This window comes from Streptomyces sp. NPDC048461 (assembly GCF_055587105.1).
This window is the reverse complement of record NZ_JBVJGW010000018.1, coordinates 78,888-93,903: the sequence shown is the minus strand read 5'-3', so window position 1 is coordinate 93,903 and position 15,016 is coordinate 78,888. Positions and strand designations below refer to the sequence as shown.

9 protein-coding genes are annotated in these 15,016 nt (G+C 73.9%); 6 read left to right on the top strand and 3 right to left on the bottom strand.

All coding sequences use genetic code 11. The features are described 5' to 3' along the window. Window positions 1-183: 183 nt before the first annotated feature. Window positions 184-2,343: a RecQ family ATP-dependent DNA helicase gene (locus tag ACZ6S8_RS27430; RefSeq protein ID WP_469460066.1), complete on the top strand. Its 2,160-nt coding sequence runs from the start codon at window positions 184-186 to the stop codon at window positions 2,341-2,343. Between the two features lie 91 nt (window positions 2,344-2,434). Here the strand turns inward: ACZ6S8_RS27430 and ACZ6S8_RS27425 are convergent, their stop codons facing one another. After that, window positions 2,435-4,225: a non-ribosomal peptide synthetase gene (locus ACZ6S8_RS27425; RefSeq protein WP_469460065.1), complete on the bottom strand. Its 1,791-nt coding sequence runs from the start codon at window positions 4,223-4,225 to the stop codon at window positions 2,435-2,437. A gap of 262 nt (window positions 4,226-4,487) precedes the next feature. On the opposite strand from ACZ6S8_RS27425, the gene ACZ6S8_RS27420 reads away from it, so the two are divergent. Continuing rightward, window positions 4,488-5,234, top strand: a complete 747-nt coding sequence (locus ACZ6S8_RS27420; RefSeq protein ID WP_469460064.1) for a tryptophan 2,3-dioxygenase — start codon at window positions 4,488-4,490, stop codon at window positions 5,232-5,234. A gap of 176 nt (window positions 5,235-5,410) precedes the next feature. Here the strand turns inward: ACZ6S8_RS27420 and ACZ6S8_RS27415 are convergent, their stop codons facing one another. Both ACZ6S8_RS27415 and ACZ6S8_RS27410 read right to left on the bottom strand, forming a co-directional pair. Continuing rightward, entirely contained in the window at window positions 5,411-7,033 is a 1,623-nt protein-coding gene (locus tag ACZ6S8_RS27415; protein ID WP_469460063.1) for a (2,3-dihydroxybenzoyl)adenylate synthase, read from the bottom strand. 13 nt (window positions 7,034-7,046) lie between these two features. After that, window positions 7,047-8,249, bottom strand: coding sequence for a cytochrome P450 (locus tag ACZ6S8_RS27410; RefSeq protein ID WP_469460062.1), 1,203 nt, complete (start codon window positions 8,247-8,249; stop codon window positions 7,047-7,049). Between the two features lie 230 nt (window positions 8,250-8,479). Here ACZ6S8_RS27410 and ACZ6S8_RS27405 point away from each other — a divergent pair, with 230 nt between their 5' ends. From ACZ6S8_RS27405 to ACZ6S8_RS27390, 4 genes are all read left to right on the top strand, one after another. Further along, window positions 8,480-9,748, top strand: coding sequence for a DUF4192 domain-containing protein (locus tag ACZ6S8_RS27405; RefSeq protein ID WP_469460061.1), 1,269 nt, complete (start codon window positions 8,480-8,482; stop codon window positions 9,746-9,748). A gap of 209 nt (window positions 9,749-9,957) precedes the next feature. Further along, complete coding sequence (locus ACZ6S8_RS27400) at window positions 9,958-11,943, top strand: amylo-alpha-1,6-glucosidase (protein WP_469460060.1); 1,986 nt, start codon at window positions 9,958-9,960, stop codon at window positions 11,941-11,943. Between the two features lie 359 nt (window positions 11,944-12,302). Further along, on the top strand, window positions 12,303-13,046 hold the full coding sequence (locus ACZ6S8_RS27395; RefSeq protein WP_469460059.1) for an NUDIX hydrolase: 744 nt from the start codon (window positions 12,303-12,305) through the stop codon (window positions 13,044-13,046). A gap of 134 nt (window positions 13,047-13,180) precedes the next feature. Further along, window positions 13,181-14,974 carry an ATP-binding cassette domain-containing protein gene (locus ACZ6S8_RS27390; protein ID WP_469460058.1) on the top strand — a complete coding sequence of 598 codons (1,794 nt, stop codon included), beginning with the start codon at window positions 13,181-13,183 and terminating at the stop codon, window positions 14,972-14,974. Window positions 14,975-15,016: the final 42 nt, after the last annotated feature.

Below are 15,016 nucleotides of genomic sequence, written 5' to 3'. Positions count from 1 at the left end.
ATATCCTTGCCCCACCGCGCCGAAGATGACGCATTCGGCGCCGGAGGGTGCCCCCGTACCGGCGGGAACGCCTCCGGGCCGTCCGCCCGCCCGGGGAGCGGCAGGGCCGCTCGGCCGTTCGTGAGCCCCGTGTCACGCTGGGTGAGTTGCGCGATTGTCCGTGCCATCGGGTTGCATGGGGGCATGGACAACCTGGAGCTCCGCACTGAAGCCGACACCATCCTCGCCGAGCTCGTCGGCGACCCGGGGGGTTCGGCGCGGCTGCGGGAGGACCAGTGGCAGGCGGTGGCGGCCCTGGTCGAGGACCGCCGGCGGGCCCTGGTGGTGCAGCGCACCGGCTGGGGCAAGTCCGCGGTGTACTTCGTGGCCACCGCCCTGCTGCGCCGCCGCGGCTCCGGACCCACGGTGATCATCTCGCCGCTGCTCGCCCTGATGCGCAACCAGGTCGACGCCGCGGCGCGGGCCGGCATCCAGGCGCGCACCATCAACTCCGCCAACCCGGAGGAGTGGGAAACGATCTACGGGGAGGTCGAGCGGGGCGAGACCGACGTCCTCCTGGTCAGCCCCGAACGCCTCAATTCCGTCGACTTCCGCGAGCAGGTGCTGCCCAAGCTCGCGGCCACGACCGGCCTGCTGGTGGTCGACGAGGCGCACTGCATCTCCGACTGGGGCCACGACTTCCGCCCGGACTACCGGCGGCTGCGGGCGATGCTCGCCGAGCTCGCCCCCGGCGTGCCGGTGCTGGCCACGACCGCCACGGCCAACGCCCGCGTCACCGCCGACGTCGCCGAGCAGCTGGGCACCGGGGCCGGCGAGGCCCTCGTACTGCGCGGCACTCTGGAGCGCGAGAGCCTGCGGCTCGGCGTGGTCCGGCTGCCCGACGCCGCGCACCGCCTGGGCTGGCTCGCCGAGCACCTCGACGAGCTGCAGGGCTCGGGGATCATCTACACCCTCACCGTCGCCGCCGCCGAGGAGGCCACGGCCTTCCTGCGGCAGCGCGGCTTCAACGTGGCCTCGTACACCGGGCGCACCGAGAACGCCGACCGTCTGCAGGCGGAGATCGACCTCCAGGAGAACAGGGTCAAGGCCCTGGTCGCGACGTCCGCGCTCGGCATGGGCTTCGACAAGCCCGACCTCGGGTTCGTGATCCACCTCGGTTCGCCGTCCTCGCCGATCGCCTACTACCAGCAGGTCGGCCGCGCCGGCCGCGGGGTCGAGCACGCCGACGTGCTGCTGCTGCCGGGCAAGGAGGACGAGGCGATCTGGCGCTACTTCGCCGATACGGCCTTCCCGCCCGAGGCCCTGGTCCGCCAGACCCTCGCGGCCCTCGCCGACGCGGGCCGCCCGCTGTCCGTACCGGCCCTGGAAGCAGCGGTGGAGCTCCGGCGCACCCGGCTGGAGACGATGCTGAAGGTCCTCGACGTGGATGGGGCCGTCAAGCGGGTGAAGGGCGGCTGGGCGTCCACCGGCGCCGCGTGGAGCTACGACTCCGAGCGGTACGCCTGGGTCGCCCGCCAGCGGGCGGCCGAACAGCAGGCCATGCGCGACTACGTCGGGACGACCGGGTGCCGGATGGAGTTCCTGCGCCGGCAGCTGGACGACGAGGGGGCGGTCCCGTGCGGCCGCTGCGACAACTGCGCGGGCGTCTGGGCCGACTCCTCCGTCTCGTCGGAGACGCTGACGGGGGCGGCCAGGGAGCTGGACCGCCCGGGGACGGAGATCGAGCCGCGCCGCATGTGGCCGACGGGGATGTCCGCGCTCGGCATCGACCTCAAGGGGCGCATCCCGGTCAAGGAGCAGTGCTCCACCGGGCGCGCACTGGGCCGGCTCTCGGACATCGGCTGGGGCAACCGGCTGCGACCGCTGCTCGCGGAGAACGCGCCGGACCAGCCCGTCCCCGACGACGTCCTGCACGCCGCCGTGGCGGTCATCGCCGACTGGGCGCGCTCCCCGGGCGGCTGGGCGCCGAACGTCGCGGACCCCTCCGCGCGGCCGGTGGGCATCGTCGCCGTCCCCTCGCTGACCCGTCCCCAGCTGGTCGGTTCCCTCGCCCAGGGCATCGCGACCGTGGGGCGGCTCCCGTTCCTGGGCACCCTGACGTACACCGGGCCGGACGGCACCCACGCGGCGCGCCGCAGCAACTCCGCCCAGCGCCTCAGGGCGCTGTCCGGCGCCTTCGCCGTCTCCGAGGAGCTGGCCGCGGCCCTGGCCGGGGCGCCGGGTCCCGTCCTGCTCGTGGACGACTACACCGACTCGGGCTGGACCCTGGCCGTGGCCGCCCGCCTGCTGCGGAGGGCGGGCAGCGAGCAGGTCCTCCCGCTGGTCCTCGCGGCCGCGGGCTGAGCGATGGGCCCTCCCCGGGGCCGGTACCGGGGCCGCTACCGGGGTCGTTGTCCGGGGAGGGCGCGGGTTCGGGGAGGGCGCGGCGCGGGGCTCAGGTGCGGTCCGGCTTGTGGGAAGACCGTACGACGGCTGCCAGCTCCCCGAGCGTGGCGGCCTCGAACATCGTCCGCATCGGGATCACGACGCCGAACTCCTTGCGGATCTCCCGTGCGAACAGGGTGGCCAGGACGGAATGGCCGCCGAGGTCGAAGAAGTTGTCCTCGGGCCGCGCCTGGGGAACCCCGAGGACCCGTTCGGCCAGTGCGCACACGTCCGGGTGGGCGGCGGCTTCCGCGTCCGGCACGGGCGCGCGGGCGGCCGCTGCGCGCAGGGCCGCGCGGTCGACCTTGCCGTTGGGCGTGGTGGGGAAGCGGTCCAGGACGGTGACGGCGGAGGGCATCATGTGCTCCGGGAGGGATCCGGCCACGTACCCCCGCAGCTCCGCGCCGGTGATCCCGGTCCCGCTGCCGGGCGGTACGGTCACGTAGCCCACGATGCGGGCCGTCGCGACGTCGCCCTCGACCACCACGCAGGCGAGGCCGACGGCGGGATGCGAAGCCAGCCGGGCCTCGATCTCGCCCAGCTCGATCCGGAAGCCGCGGACCTTCACCTGGTCGTCCGCCCGGCCCGCGAAGAACAGCTCTCCGTCCGCCCGGCGCCGGCCCCGGTCGCCCGAGCGGTACATCCGGCTGCCCGGCGGCCCGGCCGGGTCGGCCACGAAGCGTACGGCGGTCAGCCCGGGCTGGTTCAGGTATCCGCGCGCCAGGCCCGGGCCGGCCAGGTAGAACTCGCCCTCGTCCGCGGGGCCGGCCTCCGCCAGCCGTTCGTCGAGGACGTGGACGGTGCTGCCGGAGAACGGCCGGCCGATGCCGATGTCGTCGGGCCCGGTGATCGGCCCCATGGCGATGCCGACGGTGACCTCGGTGGGACCGTAGCCGTTGAAGACCGACCTGCCCTCGGACCAGGTCCGCACGAGGGAGGGCGAGATGGCGTCTCCGGTGGACACGAGCGTCCCGCCGGGCAGCACCCCGTCCGGGTCGGTGACGCTGAGGGCCACCGGGGGGAGGGTCGCGTGGGTCACCTTGTTCTCGGCCAGCGTGTCCGCCAGTGGCTGGCCGGGCAGCAGGTTTTCGGCCGACGCCACGACCAGGGCCGCACCGGACAGCAGGGCCAGCGAGATGTCCCAGAAGGCGGCGTCGAAGCTGATGGACGCCCACTGCAGGACGCGGTCGCCCGGGCCCGCCCCGATCTGCTCGGCCTGGCTGGCCACCAGGCCGACGACACCGGAGTGCGTCACCGCGACGCCCTTGGGCCGGCCGGTCGACCCCGAGGTGTAGATGACGTACATCAGGTTCTCGGGGCGCAGCGCGCCGAGGCGCTCACGGTCGGACACGTCGTGACCGGGGCGCGTCCCGCACTCCGCACGGAACGCGGGGTCGTCGAGCACGAGGTCCGGAACGCCCTCGTCCGGCAGGGCGGGTGAGGCGTGTTCCGAGGCGCGGACCAGCAGCACCGGGCGGGCATCGGACACCATGTGCGCCAGCCGCTGCGCCGGGTACGCCGGATCGAGCGCGAGGTAGGCGCCGCCCGCCTTGAGCACCGCGAGGAGCACCGTGACGAGGTCGACGGACCGCGGGACGGAGACGGCGACGACGGAGTCCGGCCCCACGCCGCGGCTGATCAGACATCGGGCGAGCCGGTTGGCGGCGGCGTTCAGATCCGCGTAACTGACGTTCCTGCCCTCGAACAGGACGGCGGTGTCGTCCCCCGACCGGGCGGCGACCGCTTCGAAAAGACGCGGGACGGTGCGCTGCGCGTCGTCCTTTGCGTGTCCGTGCTCCATGAGACCGGGCCCTCCGTTTCTCCTGGGCTTATGGATTCCCGTCGGTAGGCCCGGGACGGGGTCTCCCTGCTCCCTGCGATTTCCGCTCTCCATCATGGGGGAGCGGGAGGGTGCACACAAGAAGACGAATGCTTTCCTGTGGATGAAGGGGCGGTATCCGGTGCGTGGGCGATGAATGAGAGTTGAAAGGTCTCGTTCGCGGGCGGTTTCGGTGTGCTATCAAAGAGGACAGTCACCACGGCGAGCGGAGGCTTGTGTCTTCATGCGTAATCCCCATTCCGCCTACAGCTCCTATCACGATTACCTGGCTCTCGACACCCTGCTCGACATCCAGCGGCCGCACACGGACGAACCGGACGAGCTGCTCTTCGTCATCGTCCACCAGTCGCACGAGCTGTGGTTCAAGGAACTGCTCCACGAGCTGGACGCCCTCCAGGCGAACCTGCGCAAGGCGGACAGCGGCCCCGCGCTGCGGACCCTGCGCCGGACGCGGGCGGTCCTCAGGGCGCTGACGGCGCAGATCGACGTGCTGGAGACGCTGACAACGGAGCAGTTCGGTACGTTTCGTGGCGCATTGGGCAAGGGAAGCGGCTTCTTCTCGGCGCAGTTCCGCGAGATCGAGATGGTGCTCGGGCGGCGGGACGGAACGGTGGCCGAGCAGTTCCCCGAGGGCAGCCCGGGCCGTGCGCGCATCGAGGCGAGGGCCATGGAGCCCACCCTCTTCGACTCCTTCCTCGCGTACCTCTCCGCGGAGGGGTATTCACCGCACGATCTGCCCGCCGCATTGCGCGGCCTCTACGGCGACGACGGCGTGGCGGAACAGATACGCCAGGCGCTGGTGGACCTCGACCAGACGTTTCAGGAGTGGCAGTACCGGCACGTGGTGCTCGTTCAGCGGGTCATCGGCGGGAAAATGGGCACGGGTGGGACGTCCGGAGCGGATTATCTGCGTGCCGCGATCTTCACGCCGTCCTTCCCTGAATTGTGGCACGTTCCCGGCGGCGGCTGAACGAAGGGGAACGGAAGGCCGCCTCATTGTTCTGGATGACGGCGTTCCGGGATATTCCGTTTTTCGGCGCCCATTCCCCGTGACGGTTTCCGGTCGGTGCGCGATGCGCCCTCACGCGGTGATCGGCCCCGGCGAACGCGCCGGCGGCCGGTCACCGCCGCCGCGTTCCCCGTCCCTCACCTCGCCGACTCGGCGGCGAGGGCACGCAGGGCCTTCTTGTCCACCTTCCCCATCGGAGTGCGCGGCAGCCGGTCGAGCCGGACCAGCCGGTCGGGGATCTTGTACGTGGCCAGGCCGCATCCCCGGAGGAAGTCCTTCATCGCGGACGAGCGGACCTCCGCCCCGGTCAGCACGAGGAACGCGTAGGTCCGCTCACCGAGCACGGTGTCGGCCGCGCCGACCACGGCCGCGTCCTCGACCGCTGGGTGGGTGCGGAGCTGCCGTTCCACCTCTTCCGCCGACACCTTCTCGCCGGCGCGGTTGATGACGTCCTTGATCCTGCCGACGATCATGATGTTTCCGTCCGGCCAGCGCCGTACGAGATCGCCCGTGCGGAAGAACCCGTCCGGGGTGAACGAGCGGGCGTTCTCCTCGGGGGCCCGGTAGTACCCGCGGATCGTGTAGGGCCCCCGCACGAGCATCTCGCCGGTCTCGCCCTCGGGCACCGGTTCGCCGGACTCGTCGACGACCCGGACCTCGTCGTCCGGCGACATGGGGCGCCCGTCCGTGTTCACGGCCGCCTCCTCCGGATCGTCGAGCCTGGTGTGGGTCAACAGGCCCTCGCTGATGCCGTACCACCGCTGGATCCCGCACCCGAGGAGCCGGCGCGCGCGGCTCGCGAGCGCGGGGTCGAGCGGGGCGCTGCCCACCTGGATGAGCAGCCGGGACAGTTCGCCGGGCTCCCGTCCGGAATCGGCCCACAGCCGCAGGATCGAGGGGACGAGCGTGGTCACGGTGACGCCCTCGCGATGGATCAGCGGGAACACCTCGTCGGGCCGCAGGCTCGACGTCAACACCGCCTTGCCGCCCAGCAGGAGACTCCCGAGCACCCCTGGGCAGGCGAGCGCCGCCTGGTGTGCGACCGGATTGACGGCCAGGTAGACGGGCTCGGGGCCGACGCGCATGGCCTCCGCCGTGGCCCGCATGACGTAGACGTAGTCGTCATGGGTCCGGGGGATCAGCTTGGGCAGACCCGTGGTGCCCCCGGACAGCAGGAACAGCGCCGGATCGGACGGGTCCACACGGGGCAGCGGGACGCCTGCGCCGGCCGACGGCTCCGGCGATTCCAGGGACTCCAGGGACTCCAGGGACTCCAGCGATGTGAACTCCTGGGCGTCGCCGCTGACGAGCACGTGGGGGACCGGGGGTATCTCCCGGGCCAGCTGACGGAAGTCGAAACCGCCGAACTCGTCCTTCACCACGTAGGCCACGGCGCCGGAATGGGCACACAGGTGGGAGATCTCGGCCTTGCGGTGTCCGGGCAGTGCGAGGACCGGGATGGCCCCGGCCCGCAGCAGGGCGAAGACCAGGACGACGAACTCGGGGATGTTGGGGAGATGGACGACCACCCGGTCGAGCGGTCTGATGCCCCGTTGGATCAGGCCGCCGGCCAGCCGGTCGGCCCGCCGGGACAGCTCCGCGTAGGTCAGCCGCTGCTCGTCGCAGACCACGGCCACCCGGTCGGCGTGCCGCAGGCATGACTCGTGCAGCAGGTCACCGATCGGCCGGCCGGGCCAGATTCCCGTCCGGCGGTACTCAGCCGCGAGATGGCCGGGCCAGGGCACGAAACCGTCGAGCATGACGTGTTCCCTTTCAAGTGGACCGCGGATGGAAACGGACGGGGAGGCTGCTGTGGCCGTAGAGGAAGTTGGAGTAGATGCGCTGCGGCTCGCCGTCGAGTTCGATCTCCTCCACGGAGGCGAGCAGTGACACGAGCAGCGCCCGCAGTTCGGCCCGGCCCAGGGCGGCGCCGACGCAGAAGTGGGGGCCGTGGCCGAAGGTGAGGTGTTTGTTGGGCCGGCGCGACAGGTCGAGGACCCGCGGGTCGGTGAAGACCTTCTCGTCGTCGTTCGCCGAGGTGTTCCAGAGCGTGACGATGTCGCCCGCGCGCACCCGCTGCCCGCCGAGGGGGAAGTCGCACAGCGCCGTGCGCGCGAAGTGCATGCTCGGAGTCGCCCACCGCAGCAGTTCCTCCACGGCGGTGTCCAGGCCGATGCTTCCCTCGCGCAGCCCGCGCCACTGGTCCGGGTGCCGGATGAAGGCGAGGACCGAGCTGATCGCGGTCATCCGCGAGGACTCGTCCCCGCCCAGGACCAGGCTGTAGCAGTTGAGGGCGATCTCCTCCGGGGTGAGCGGGCGACCGTCGACCTCGGCGCCGGCGATCATGCTGATCACGTCGTCGCCGGGATTCGACCGGCGCTCGAACGCGAGGTCCATCAGGTAGAGCACGATCTCGTTGCGCGCTTCGACCGCGTCGAGGGCGACGCCGTCCGCGTCCTCGGACGCCAGGGCGGCCTTGCTCCACAGGAGCAGCTGCTTGCGGTCCTGGCCGGGGACGGAGAGCAGGTCGCAGATGGTGTTCAGCGGGATGTGCTCGGCGACCTCCGTGGCGAAATCGAAGGAACCGAGCTGCGTGACCTTCCCGATGAGGTCCGCCGTCCGCCGTTCCACCCTGCGCACCACCTCGTCCAGGACGCGGGGAGAGAACGCGCGGAGCATCAGGTTGCGCAGGTGGCGGTGCAGGGGCCGGTCGGTGACGGCCAGCATCTTCCCGCCCGCCGAGTCGTCTCCCCGGAGCAGGACGTCGAGGACGGTGCCGCGGGCGGAACCCAGCTGCTGCCAGTTGCCGTAGCAGGAACGGACGTCGTCGTACCCCGCCACGACCCAGAAGCCGGGCCGCCCGGCGGAGGACGGGTGCCAGTAGACGGGGCTCTCCCCGCGCACCCGGTGCCAGAACGCGTACGGGTCGTTCTTCACGAAGGTGGCGGGGTCGGTGAGATCGAGCGACGGGCTCATCGAGGATCCTCCTTTCCCCGCATCGTCACGGCCGGACGGCGCACCGTCCGTGATGTCTTGCCCACATCTTTCGCGGATCCCGTGATTTCCCGGGGTGCGCAAGCCCTCGTCCCGATGTAACCCGATGCCTCCGGCAGCGCGCCAACGAGGCTGTCAGTCTGTGGAAGTTGAAGGGTGGACAGTTATCCACAGGGGTTTTCGGATCGGATCGGGCACGGGACCTTCGGGACATGACGAACAATCACGAATCACGCGTCCCGTCCGACCACCACTCCACCACCCCGGCCAGGTCCGGCACCGACCCGCAGATCATCCTGCGCAGCCCGGCCGAACTGGCCGACGCACTGCCCTACATGCTGGGCTTCCACCCGACCGACTCCCTCGTGATGGTCGCCGTCCACGGCGAGGGGGGCCGCTTCGGCGGCCGGCTCCGCGTCGGCATTCCCGCCGCACCCGCGGAGTGGGAGGAGACCGCCCGGCAAGCGGCCGACTGCCTGATCCGCGGCAGCGAGCGGCGCGGCGGAAGGCCCGACGGCATCGTCGTCTTCCTCTGTCAGGAGCCGCGCGGCGACGAGAGCGGCCAGCGGGTCATGACCCGGCTGCGTCCCCTCGCCCAACGCATCCGGCTGGCCTGCGGAGCCCTGGACGTGCCGGTCCTGGAAGCCCTGTGCCTGTCCTCCGGACGCCTCTGGTCCTACGTCTGCCCGGACGCCCGCTGCTGCCCCGCGGAGGGCAGCCGGCTCGCGGCGGTCGGCACCTCGGTGATGGCGGCCGCGGCCACCTTCGCCGGACTCCAGGTCAGGGGATCCCTCAGGGAGATCGAAAGCCGGCTGGCGCCCCTGCGCGGAGTCGTGGCCGAGGAGATGGAGGGGGCCCTGGACCGGGCCGCCGCGGCCCTGGTGCCGAAGATCCTCGACGGTGCGACCCGGGAGGAGGTCGGCGCCGAAACCCTCGCCCTGGCCAAGGCCGTCATGCGGCGGATCACCCTCGCCCCACCCGTCGACGGCCCCCGCGGCGCCGACGAACGGGACGACGGGCTGCTCGGCCACGAGGAGGCGGCCACGCTCATCCTCGGCCTCCAGGACCGCGAGATCCGGGACGTCGCGGCGGAGTGGATGGAGGACGAGGAAGCCGCCCCGGCCCTGCGACTGTGGCGGGCGCTGGCCCGGCGTTGCGTCGGGGCCTACGGCGAGCACGCGGCCGCCCCCCTCACCCTCGCCGGCTGGGTCTCCTGGTCCACCGGGGACGAGCCGACCGCCAGGATCGCGCTGGGCATGGCCCTGCGCGCGGACGCCGAGTACCGCTTCGCCCAACTGCTCCACCACGCCTGCAACGAGGGCATCGATCCCGAAGGCCTCAGGCAGTGCCTGCGGGAGGAGCGCCGCCGCCGGGAACCCCGGCGAAGGCGCCCCACGGCCGGCGACACCCGCCCTCCCGGCCGCCGCGACCGCACGGCCTCCCGCCGCTCGTCCCGCCGTTCCGCCGGGAGCGGGCAGTGAGCCCCCGCCCGGGCCGCCGGGGCGGCCCCGTGAGCCGGCTGCGCAGGGCCCTCGGCACACCCCTGCTGCGCCGCTACCGGCCCCGGCACGCGCGGCCCTCGCCCGGGCCCGTGACCCGCGCGGGGGTGAGGGCGTTCAGCTGGGGGGCGGTGGGGGCCCGGCCACGCCGCCGCCCAGCTGAACCGACCGGAGCGCAGACAAGGCGACACATGTCCCACCCCGCACCTCCCCGCCCGCCCGGCGTGCCCGCCGCCCGCAGGTCCGAGCTGCCGCCCGTGCACGGCGCCGTCATCTGCGTCGCCGCGCCCTGCCTGGTCATCTCGCCCGAACACGGCCAGCTGACCGGGCGGGGGATCGAGGGGATCTACCGCTCCGGGCGCCGCCTGCTCTCCCGCTGCGTCCTGCGGATCGGTGGCCGGGACCCCGTCGCCGTGCAGGGCCGCAGCCTCGGGGCCGACCGGGCCTCCTTCACCGCGACGGTGCGCACGGGAGCCGACCCCGGCCCCGATCCGGACATCGGTGTGGAGCGGGTGCGCCACGCGGACGGCACCGAGCGGATCACCCTGCGCAGCTACGGCGCCCGCCCGGTACGGATCCCCGTGGAGCTGCTGCTCGGTACCGACCTGGCCGAACTGGCCGCGGTGGCCGCGGGCCGGGCGGGGCCCGAGCTCCCCGCCGCGGTGCACGCCGCGGGCCTGCGCTGGAGCACCGGAGGGACCCAGGCCGTCACCGCCGCCGAACCCGCCCCGGACGACGCGCTCGCCTCGACCGGACTGCTGCGCTGGCAGCTCGAACTGGGCCCGGGGGAGTCCCGCACCATCGAGCTGCGGACCACGCAGGACCGCGCGGCGAGGGCCGGCGCCGGGAGGGTGGCCAACCCGCTGGCCGATGCGCTGGCCGAGGGGGACGACCCCAGGGCCGAGGCGTGGTTCCGCGCCAGTGTCGAGGACCTCGGCGCGCTCCTCCTGAGGGACTCCGGGGCGCCGGGCGATGCGTTCGCGGCCGCGGGGGTTCCGTGGAGGCTGGGGCTGGCCCCCGCCGAATCGCTGTGGGCCGCGAGGATGGCGCTGCCGCTCGGCACCGGTCTCGCAGCGGCCACCCTGCGCATCCTCGCCCGCGCCCAGGAAGGCGGTACCGGGCCCGACGCCGGGAAGATCCCGGGGCCGTTGCGCGGGGCGGGCCCCCAACTCCCGCCAGGCTGCACCGGTACGGAGGCGACTCTGGCCTTCCCCGCGGTGCTCGCCGAAGCCCGGCTGTGGGGGATGCCGGAGGAAGAGGTGGCCCGACTGCTCCCCGCGGCGGAGCGGTGCCTCGACTGGCTGCGCCGGGCACTCGGGGAGGACGGCTTCCTGGCCGACCCCGATCCGGGGCCGCGGCGCTGCGAGACCCAGGCCCACGCCCACCGGGCCGCCCTGCTCGGCGCGGACCTCCTCGCCGGGTGCGGACGACCCGGAGCCGCCGAGTGGCAGGAGTGGGCGGCCGCGCTGCGGGAGGTGTTCCGCCGCCGGTTCTGGATCGACGGCCCGGACGGCGGCCGCCCCGCGGCGGCCCTCCACCCCGACGGCCGGCCGCTGCACCGGCTGACCGGGGCCGCCGCCCACCTGCTCGACACCGGACTGCTCGCCGGGGGGCGGCTCGCCCCCGGCCTCCTGGACCGGACCCGCACCGAGCAGCTCGCCCGGTTGCTCGGCGCCCCCGGCATGGACTGCGGCTGGGGGCTGCGCAGCATGGCGGCCAGGGAGCCGGGTCATAATCCGTTCGGCCACCGCTCGGGCGCCGTACGGGCCCACGAGAGCGCCGTCGCCGTGGCGGGGCTGGCCCAGGCCGGCTTCGAGAAGGAGGCCGCAGGGCTGCTCCGGGGACTGCTCGACGCGGCGGAGAGCTTCGGCTACCGGCTGCCGGAGATGTTCGCGGCCGAGCAGAGAACGCGGGACAGCGCCCCGCTCCCGCATCCGGCGGCCTGCCGCCCGGCAGCGGTGGCCGCCGCCGCCGGGATCCACGTACTCATCGCGCTGATCGGCATCCGCCCCGACGCTCCCGGGGCCACGGTCGCCCTCGCCCCGATGTCCGGAGCGCCCCTCGGGGCCCTGCGGCTCTCCGGCCTGCGCGTCGCGGGCGAACCCTTCACCGTCCGGGTCAGCCGCCTCGGACTCGGCATGGTGGAGGAGGCGGCCGATGTGCTCCAACTGGGCTGACGAACCAGCGTTCCGGCAGCGTGCGTGGTACGCGCCGTCCGGCTCCGTGCCCCGCCGCGGCGGAGGGACCGCCCCAACGCCTCCGGTCCGCGGGCCCTGCTCCGCCTTTCGCCGGGGCACGCGGGCCCCCGCCGGTCCCGGCTTCGGGGCGGACGGTACGGCCCGGGCCGTGGGTCCCGGTCGGGCCCCGTCGGCCGGGCCGAACCGGCCGGACGGCCCGGGGGCCGCGGCGCCGGGCCCGGCATCGATGAGCTCCGGGAGGCCCGGCTCCGCCGCCGGGCGACGGGTGTGCTCCGGACCGCGGCCCTCAAGGTCACCAAAACGCTGTTTATCGTCAGGCAGACGACTATGATCGCGGCATGTCGCCCTACGACCCGTCGGCCTTTCCGCCCTTTGCCGTCACCGTCGACCTGGTCGTGCTCACCGTGCGGCGCCACGCGCTCTGCGCGCTGGTCGTCCGGCGGGGTGAGCAGCCGTTCCAAGGACGCTGGGCGCTGCCCGGAGGCTTCGTGCGGGGAGACGAGGACCTGGCGGGCGCCGCGGCCCGCGAACTTGCCGAGGAGACCGGGCTGTGCGCGCACGACCCCGCGGCTCCGGGCGTGGACAACGGCGCGCACCTCGAACAGCTGGCGACCTACGGCGATCCGAAGCGTGATCCGCGGATGCGCGTCGTCAGCGTGGCGCACCTGGTGCTGGCTCCGGACCTGCCGGCCCCCCGGGCCGGAGGGGACGCCAACGGCGCGCGCTGGGCCCCCGTCGACGAGCTCCTGGCCGCGGACGACGAGGCCGCGGGCCTCGCCTTCGACCACGCGGGGATCCTCGGCGACGGAGTCGAGCGGGCCCGCTCGAAGATCGAGTACTCCTCCCTGGCCACCGCCTTCTGCCCGCCCGAGTTCACCGTGGGCGAGCTGCGCCGGGTCTACGAGGCGGTCTGGGGCGTCGCCCTCGATCCGCGGAACTTCCACCGCAAGGTCACCGGGACCCCCGGCTTCCTGGTGCCCGCCGGAGGCACCACGACCCGTCAGGGCGGGCGCCCCGCGCAGCTGTTCAGGGCGGGCGGGGCCACCCTGCTCAATCCGCCGATGCTGCGCCCGGAAGTCTGACGCTCCGCGACCGGCCCCGGCGGCACTGTCGGCGGTCCATCGGACCGGTTGCGCTGAAAATCGGACATATCGCGTTATCTTGCTTGCGGTACCCACGTTGCCGCAGAGCGGTCTCACCCCCCGCGAGAGAAGCGATGCTCCAGGCCATCGGACTGACCAGCACACCGCCCCGTCCCACCGTCCCGCCCGTCGTGGACGACCTCACCTTCGAGGCCCGCCCCGGCAGCGTGACCGCCCTGCTCGGCGAGCCGGGCTCGGGCAAGACCACCGCGCTGCGGCTCATGCTCGAACTCGAACCGGGCCGCGGGGTCACCTACTTCCGCGGCCGTCCGCTGCACCGGATCGCGCACCCCGGCCGCGAGGTCGGCGTACTGCTGGGCGATGTCCCCGGGAACCCGTCGAGGACCGTCCGCAACCAGCTGCGGATGCTGTGCGCCGCCGCCGGGGTGCCGGCCTCACGGGCCGACACCATGCTGGAGGTCGTCGGCATCGCCGGGCTGCGGGACCAGCGGCTCGGAACCCTCTCCCTCGGCATGGAGCGCCGCGTCGCGCTCGCCTCGGCGCTGCTCGCGGACCCGTGCACCCTGCTCCTGGACGAACCCGCCGCCGGACTCTCCCCCCGTGAACGCGGCTGGCTCCACGCCCTGTTGCGCGGGCACGCCTCCCTCGGCGGAGCGGTGCTCTTCACCACCGACGACGCCAAGGAGGCCGCCCGCAGCGCCGACCGCGTGGTCAGCATCGAAGCCGGCCGCCTCGTCGCCGACCAGGACGCCGCCGACTTCGCCCGGACGCGGCTGCGGCCCCGGGTGGCCGTCCGGACCCCGCACGCCGCCCGGCTGGCGGACGTACTGGGCCGCGAGGCCCGGGCCGCCCGGCGCGCGGTCGAGGTCGTCGAGGAGAGCGGCAGCCGGCTGTCGGTGTACGGGAGCAACTGCGCCGAGGTGGGCGAGGCGGCGTTCCGGCACGGCGTACTGGTGCACCAGCTCGCCGACGAGACCGGCGACGCCGGCGCGCCCGCCTCCCCGCTCCCGCACGCCCGCGCCGGCGCCGGCGCGGGCACCGGCACCGCGTCGGCGGCCCCGTCCGGACCCGACCGAGCCGGGAGCGGGGCCCGGGCCTCCCGCGCCCGGCGGCCGGACTCGGCGGTGCGCCGCGTCGGCGGCCCGCTGCGGCCGCTCCGCTACGAGCTGCTGCGGGTCTTCGGCACGGCCACGCCCGTCCTCACCGCCGCCCTCGTCGTCGTCGCCTCCGTCCTCACCGCCCTCGCGCTGGCGCGGGCCGGCCACACCCCGCAGAACCGGCTGCTCGCCGCCTGGCCGGAACTGCTGCCGCTGCCGCCCGCCGCGATCGGGGCGGGACTGCTCGGCGCCCTGGCCTTCGGCGAGGAGTACCGCTATCCCGCGCTCGCCGCCGACCGCGGCACCGTGCCCCGGAGGATGGGCCTGCTCATCACCAAGCTCGGGGTCTGCGCGGCGCTGGCCCTGCTCCTCGGCGCCGCGGCCGTCACGGCCGACGCCGTCGCGCTGGCCCTCGTGTTCGACAGCGGCCCGCTGCGCACCCCCGCGGAATGGTTTTCCCCGGGCGTGAGTTGGGCCGGACTGCTCATCGGATGCGCCTGGGCCGGCGTCCTGGCCTCCGGGGTCTTCCGGTCCGCCACCGCGGGGCTGGCCGCGGTCCTCGCCGTACCGGTGATGGTGGTTCCGTTGGTGCGCAAGGTGCTGGAGGGGCCCTCCGCGTACCCGGCGACCGGACTCGCGGCCCGGCTGCGCGGTCTGACCTGGGGGCAGTGGCCCCCGGAGGTGGACCGGGTGCTCCTCGGCGCCCTGCGTGTGATGGCCCAACCCGTGGGGACCGCACTGGTGTTGTCGTTGACCGTCCTGCTGTGCGCCTACGGGTTCACGGGGTTGCGCAGCCGGGTCCGCTGGTGATCGTTTCCGGGCCGGACGGGGCGCCGGCCGGCCCGGTGCGAC